The sequence below is a fragment of the Coriobacteriia bacterium genome (genome assembly GCA_031292615.1).
Lineage (GTDB): Bacteria > Actinomycetota > Coriobacteriia > Anaerosomatales > JAAXUF01 > JARLGT01.
In genome coordinates this window covers 1-6,674 of record JARLGT010000129.1, presented here as the reverse complement: position 1 = coordinate 6,674, position 6,674 = coordinate 1, and the positions used below count along the sequence as shown (strand labels likewise).

The 6,674-nt window shown below is 67.8% G+C and carries 6 protein-coding genes; 4 read left to right on the top strand and 2 right to left on the bottom strand.

What is annotated here, in order from left to right:
- The 4 genes from P4L93_12135 to P4L93_12120 all read left to right on the top strand — a co-directional run.
- Nucleotides 1-657: hypothetical protein (locus P4L93_12135; GenBank protein MDR3687691.1), on the top strand; the 657-nt coding region annotated here is incomplete at its 5' end.
- 20 nt (nt 658-677) lie between these two features.
- Nucleotides 678-1,622, top strand: coding sequence for a D-alanine--D-alanine ligase (locus tag P4L93_12130; GenBank protein MDR3687690.1), 945 nt, complete (start codon nt 678-680; stop codon nt 1,620-1,622).
- 162 nt (nt 1,623-1,784) lie between these two features.
- Entirely contained in the window at nt 1,785-3,164 is a 1,380-nt protein-coding gene (locus P4L93_12125; protein MDR3687689.1) for a tryptophanase, read from the top strand.
- 104 nt (nt 3,165-3,268) lie between these two features.
- Nucleotides 3,269-4,102: an aminotransferase class IV gene (locus tag P4L93_12120; protein MDR3687688.1), complete on the top strand. Its 834-nt coding sequence runs from the start codon at nt 3,269-3,271 to the stop codon at nt 4,100-4,102.
- Between the two features lie 14 nt (nt 4,103-4,116).
- On the opposite strand, the gene P4L93_12115 is transcribed toward P4L93_12120, so the two are convergent.
- Nucleotides 4,117-4,842 carry a HAMP domain-containing sensor histidine kinase gene (locus tag P4L93_12115; protein ID MDR3687687.1) on the bottom strand — a complete coding sequence of 242 codons (726 nt, stop codon included), beginning with the start codon at nt 4,840-4,842 and terminating at the stop codon, nt 4,117-4,119.
- On the bottom strand, nt 4,839-6,674 hold a 1,836-nt coding region (locus P4L93_12110; protein MDR3687686.1), incomplete at its 5' end, for a cation-transporting P-type ATPase. The genes P4L93_12115 and P4L93_12110, both read right to left, overlap by 4 nt.

Here is a 6,674-nt window from a genome sequence, read left to right as displayed (position 1 = left end):
GTTCCGGCCGAAGCCGCCCTGCTCGCGGGCGCTGCCGCAGTCGCCGCCCCGGCCGCCACCGCCGGCGAGTCGCTCGACGACATCGCGCCGGGCACCGTGGCGACAGAGGGCGAGCACGTGGTGGCGGCTCCCGGAGCTGAAGGCGAGGCAGTGACCGCTGAGGGTGAGGCCGTCGTAGCTGCCGAGGGCGAGGAGCCCGCAGTCGAAGGCGCCGAAGCCGGAGCTGAGGGCGCTGCCCCCGAAGGCGCCGAAGCAGCAGCCGTCGCCGCAGCCGAAGGCGACGAAGCCGCGCTCCAGGGCGTCGTCGGTCCGCGCACGACGGTCTCCTGGTGGCCGTTCGTCGGCTACCTCGTGGTGTGGCTCGGCGCCGCCGCGTACGCCGTCTGGCAGCTCCAGATGCTTCCCGTAGGCCAGGCTGCCTACGAAACGAACCTCTACACGATGAGCATGCTCGGCGGGCTCGTGCTGCTTGCAGTTGGGCCGGTCTTGCTGCTGATCGTCTGGCTCGCCTCGTGGATCGGTCGCGAGAATCGCCGCATCGGGCTCATGTTCATCTCGGCGCTGTTGAAGGGCGCCTTGGCTACGCTGATCGGCGCGATGATCTGGATCGGCGCGCTGATGTTGGTCGACTATCTGAGGCTTGGCCGCCCGTTCTAGTGCCAAGAGAGGGGCTCGTTGTGACGATCAATCCCGAGGAGATCCGCGTCGCCGTGCTCATGGGCGGTCGCTCCGCCGAGCGCGAAGTCTCGCTGAACAGCGGCGCGCAGGTGTCCAAGGCGCTGTACTCGGCGGGCTTCGACGTGGTCGACATCGACGCGGGCGACGACGAGTTCGTTGCGACGCTGGCGGGCACCGAGGCCGACGTCGCATTCATCGTGCTGCATGGGCGCTACGGCGAGGACGGCACCGTCCAGGGACTGTGCGAGCTCCTCGAACTGCCCTACATCGGCTCCGGAGTGCTGGCCAGCGCATTGGCTATCGACAAGGTGAAGAGCAAGCAGTTCTTCGCGCATGCTGGATTGCAGTCGCCCGACTACGCCGTGCTCCGCCGAGGCGAGCTTTACGAGATTGGCGCGCTGGTCGATTCACTGGGCGAGAAGACCGTGGTCAAGCCGGCCAACGAGGGCTCGAGCGTGGGCATGACGATCGTCCACTCGGCCGCCGAGCTACCCGGCGCAATCGAAAAGGCGTTCGGCTACGACCGAGAGGTGCTCGTCGAGCGCTTCGTCAAGGGCGTCGAGGTCACGATCGGGGTTCTCGGCAACGAGGACGCAACCGCACTGCCGACGCTCGAGATCGTCCCGGAGCACGAGTTCTACGACTACGACTCCAAGTACCTGCCGGGCATTAGCAAGCACATCATCCCTGCGCGAGTGAGCGCCGCCGCCGCCGAGGAGTGCCAGCGCCTGGCCGTGGCCGCACACAAGCTACTGGGCTGCCGAGGTATCTCGCGCGCCGACACCATCGTCGAGGAAGACGGCACGGTCTGGCTGCTCGAGGTCAACACGATCCCGGGCATGACTTCGACGTCGCTCGTGCCCGACGCTGCGCGTGCCGCCGGCATCGAGTTCCCAGCGCTGTGCACGATGCTGGTCGAGTCGGCGCTCACGCCTCGGCGGTAGTCTGACGCGGCCCGAGGGTCGCTCGGCAGCTTCGAATCGAAAGCATCTCGGCGCTAACTCCGCCGAATCGGTGCGTCCGTTTGCGCGATGTGCCGCTACACTGTCTCTCGGTACGCGCGAGCTTCTCAGAATGAGCCGCGCAAAGTGGCACCGGGAGGCGCCATGTTCAAGACAATCATCGAACCGTTCCGCATCAAGGTCGTCGAACAGATCAAGATGACCACCGCCGAGCAACGCAAGGACATGATCAAAGCCGCGGGCTACAACATCTTCGCCCTGCGCTCCGACGACGTGATCATCGACCTGCTCACGGACAGCGGCACCGGCGCAATGAGCGCCAATCAGTGGGGCGGCATCATGCGCGGCGACGAGAGCTACGCCGGCAGCCCGAGCTACTTCCACTTCCGCGACTCGGTCAACGACATCACCGGCTTCGAGCACATCATCCCCACGCATCAAGGCCGCGCCGCTGAGCGCATCCTGTTCAGCGTGATGTGCAAGGAAGGCGACGTCGTCCCCAACAACAGCCACTTCGACACAACCCGCGCCAACGTCGAGTTCCGAGGCGCGCTCGCGCTCGACCTCCCGAGTTCCGAGCTCGCCGACATGGACAGCGACTTCCCGTTCAAGGGCGACATGGACGTCGAGGGTCTGCGAGCGGCGTTCGCCGCGTACGGCGTCGACCGCATCCCGCTGGTCATGATGACCGTCACCAACAACTCGGGCGGCGGCCAGCCGGTCTCGATGGGCAACATGCGCGAGGTCGCTGCGGTCTGCCGTGAGCACAACACGCCGCTCTACCTTGACGCTTGCCGCATCACCGAGAACGCGTTCCTCATCAAGCAGCGCGAGCCCGGCTACGCCGACAAGACCGTGCGCGAGATCGTGCGCGAGATGTGCGATCTGGCCGAGGGCTGCACGATGAGCGCCAAGAAGGACGCCATCGTCAACATGGGCGGTTTCCTGGCCACTCGCGACGCGGCGCTCGCTCAAGAGGAGAAGGTGCTCCTCATCCTCACCGAGGGATTCCCGACGTATGGCGGCCTGTCCGGACGCGATCTCGAGGCGCTCGCCATCGGCATGCAGGAAGCCGTCGACGAGGACTACCTGAACTACCGCATCGCCTCCACGCACTACGTGGGCCAACACCTGCGTGACGCCGGCGTCCCTCTCCTGTGGCCGACCGGCGGGCACGCGATCTACCTCGATGCCAAGCGCTTCGCTCCGCATCTGGCGCCCACGCAGTTCCCGGGCGTCTCGGTAGCCAACGCGATGTACGAGCTGGGTGGCGTGCGTGCCTGCGAGATCGGCACGCTGATGTTCGGCACGCACGATCCCGAGACCGGCGCCGAGTCGGACGGTCCGCGCGAGCTCGTGCGGCTGGCCATCCCGCGCCGCACCTACACGCAAAGCCACATGGACTACGTTATCGAGGTTGTCACGGCGGCCTTCGAGCAGCGCGAGTCGCTGCCGGGCTATCGCATCGTGGAGCAGGCGCCGTTCCTGCGGCACTTCTCGGCGAAGCTGGAGCCGCTCGCATAGGAGCGAGGCTGCGAGCGCCTCGCGCATCGCGAATCAGCTTTCGAGAGGCGGTGCCGAGCAGATCGGCGCCGCCTCTCTTTGAGCGATGTGGTAGAACTGCCGGTATGGCTAAACAACACATCTATCTCAACGGCCGCATCCTCCTGCAGGAAGATGCTGCCATCTCGCCGCTCGACATCGGTCTGCTGCGCGGATACGCGGTCTTCGACCTGCTGCGTACCGTCAATGGGCGGCCGTTCCTGCTCGCCGAGCACCTGCAACGCCTCCGCGCCTCTGCCGAGAAGCTGGGGCTGGCAGTCTCGGCCTCCGACGAGGAGATTGCGGCTGTCATCGACGAGCTGCTCGAGCTCAACGGGCACGCAGAGGCCACGGTGCGACTCGTCTTGACGGGCGGAGTCTCGCCCGACGGCATGGCTTTCGATCCGGCGACGCCAACGTTCTTCATCCTCACCCACGAGCTGCACGAGCCGCCAGCCTCGCTCTACGAATCCGGCGGCGCCTTGCTCACCGAGCGGCACAAGCGAGAACTGCCCGAGGCCAAGACGACCGGCTACCTCACGATGCTGCGCAATCGCGATAGGACCGCCGAGGCCGGCGCTATGGACCTGCTCTATCACGACGGCGAGAACGTCTTCGAAGCCGCAAGCGCGAGCGTCTACTTCGTGCGCGACGGCCGCATCCACGCGCCAGCGGACTGCGTGCTGTGGGGGACGGTCGGCTCGCTCGTGCTGGAGATGGCGATGGACGACTACGAGGTTGTCGTGGGCGATATCGCGCTGGCCGAGGCGCTGACGGCCGACGAGGTCTTCCTGACGTCGACCACCCGGGGAGTCGTGCCGATCGTGCGCCTCGACGACGCACCGGTTGGCGACGGGAAGCCGGGCCCGATCACGCGCGACCTCATGGCGCGCTGGAACGAGGCGTTGGCGCGAGCGTAGCGCGCGGTCGGCCGCTAGTACGCGCCGACGACCTCGGCGGGCAACTCGATGCGCACTACCGTGCCGCCGCCTTCGCGATCGAGGATCTCGACGCTGCCGTGGTGGGCGACCACGACGTCTTTAACGATAGCGAGCCCCAACCCTGTGCCGGGGGTCTCGGCGTCGCGCACGAGGCGCTCGAACGGCTCGAAGACCCGCTCCCGCATCTCGGCGGGAATGCCGGGGCCTCGGTCGGCAACCTCGATGACGGCGGCGTCGCCCAAGAACGGACGCACCTCGCGCGTCACGCACACGTCGAGCGGCGTGTCAGCCGGCGAATACTTTGCCGCATTCCCCACGAGGTTGCCGAGAACCCTCGCCAGCGCCTGCCCGTCGCCCTTGACGACCAGTTCGACCGGCGTCTCGATGCGTACTCGGATGTCGCGGCCGGTTGCCGAGTGCTGGTCGGCCGCGGTCTGCTCGGCGAGTTCCGTGACCGAGACGGGGTCAAGGACGCGTGCAGTCGCCGGCGTCGGGGCGTGGCCTTCGAGCGCGTCTCCACACAGCACGTCGGCGCGAGCGATCGCCCGCTCGATGCCGTCGAGGGCGGCCTCTCGCTCCTTTCCCGTCAGCGGATGGCGCAACAGGGCGGTGTAGCCAGCAATCACGGTCAGCGCGCCCCGGAGCTCGTGAGCGAACAGAGCGATCTCTGCGTGACTCAGATCTCGCGGATCTTGGCTCTGGGTCGCGGCGTCGGTCATGAGCGAGCTCCTCGGGGGAATCGCTGGTGGTGGACGAACAGCTTGGAGGCGTCGATCACGACGACTGCGAGCAGACCAGAGCCGATGACGGCCGCCCACTGCACCCCCGTGAGTGGCGCCGTCTTGAAGACCTCGGAAAGCGCTGGTACGTAGATGATAGCCGCTTGCAGCGCCATCGACCCACACAAAGAGAGCACCAGCCAGCGGTTCTTCAGCGAGCTGGGGTGCCAGACGGTTGCGCTGGCGCGCCGGAAGTCGAACGCGTGAAGCAGCTGCGTGAGCACGAGCGCGCTGAAGAGCATCGTTCTTGCCTCGCTGGCGGTGGTTCCAGGGATGTGTGGCGCGACGAAGTAGTAGAGCCCGAGCACCGTCGCCGTCATGACGAGCCCCTGCCACGCCACTTGTAGCTGACGCCCCGCCGAGAGAATCGACTTGCTCGCGTCGCGCGGCGGGCGGTCCATGACGCCCGGGTCGCTCGGATCGACGCCGAGGGCGAGCGCGGGCAGCCCGTCGGTGACCAGGTTGATCCACAGCAGCTGCAGTGGCAGCAAAGCGGTGGAGGGGGAGAACAGCGCGGTGAGGAAGACGACCAGCACCTCGCTCATGTTGCAGGACAGCAGGAAGAGGATGACCTTGCGTAGGTTGTCGTAGACGACGCGGCCCAGCTCCACAGCGTGCACGATGGTGGCGAAGTCGTCGTCGGCTAGCACCAGATCGCTCGCGTCGCGTGCGACGTCGGTGCCCACGCGGCCCATTGCCACGCCGATGTCGGCGCGCTTGAGCGCTGGTGCATCGTTGACGCCGTCGCCCGTCATCGCAACTATCTCGCCGCTTCGTTTGAGCGCCTCGACGATGCGCAGCTTGTGTTCCGGGTTCACGCGAGCGTACACGCGGGTGTCGCACACGGCTGCCGCAAGGTCCTCGTCGCTCATCGCCCCGAGCTCGGGCCCGTCGATGACGCGCCGCGAGCCCCCCTCGCCGAGCAGGCCGATGTCGCGTGCGATCGCGCGCGCCGTAAGCGCGTGGTCGCCGGTGATCATCGCGACTCGGATGCCCGCTCGGCGGCATTCGGCCAGCGCGGCCGGTACCTCGGCGCGTGGAGGGTCGACCAGCCCGAGGATGCCCACGTACGTCAGGTCGCGCTCGACGAGTGCCGGGTCGAGCACGGGGCTGACAGCGGCCGAGGCGCCGTCCGCACCGGCGAGCGCGCCGGCTCCGCCCCAGCCCCCCTCGCCGAGCTCGCGCGTCGCGAAGGCGAGCGTGCGGAAGCCCGCATCGGCGAACTCGGCGTTGCTCGTGTGGATGCGCGCGCGCAGGTCGTCGTCGAGCGCGACGGTCTGGCCTCGTACGAGCGCACGCGTGCACAGCGCGAGCACCACATCGGCGCCGCCCTTGGTAAACGCGACGCGGACGCCGTCGACGTCGTGCACCGTGGTCATGCGCTTGCGCTGCGAGTCGAACGGCAGCTCGTCGACGCGCTGCGGGCGCGGGCCATCGGCGCTCAGCGTCTGCGCGGCGGCTAGCAGCGCCGTCTCCGTCGGGTCGCCGAGCAACACGCCGTCGGGACCGACGTGGGTGTCGTTGTTCGACGCCGCCATCGTCAGCAGCAGCTCCAGGTCGGCTGCGAAGGGCGCCTGCGTGTCGGGCTGCACGCGCGGCTCGGCGGTGACGCTCGCGGCGTCGATCCCCACGAGTATCCGGCGCACCGCCATCTCGTTGCGAGTCAGCGTGCCGGTCTTGTCGGTGCAGATGAACGTGGTGGAGCCGAGCGTCTCGACCGCGTGGAGGCGTCGCACGATCGCGTGGCGCTCGGCCATGCGTCGCACGCCCAG

Coding starts and splice junctions, on each gene's coding strand:
- P4L93_12125 (MDR3687689.1), top strand. CDS start 1,785: ATGTTCAAGACAATCATCGAACCGTTCCGCATCAAGGTCGTCGAACAG.
- P4L93_12120 (MDR3687688.1), top strand. CDS start 3,269: ATGGCTAAACAACACATCTATCTCAACGGCCGCATCCTCCTGCAGGAA.
- P4L93_12115 (MDR3687687.1), bottom strand. CDS start 4,842: ATGACCGACGCCGCGACCCAGAGCCAAGATCCGCGAGATCTGAGTCAC.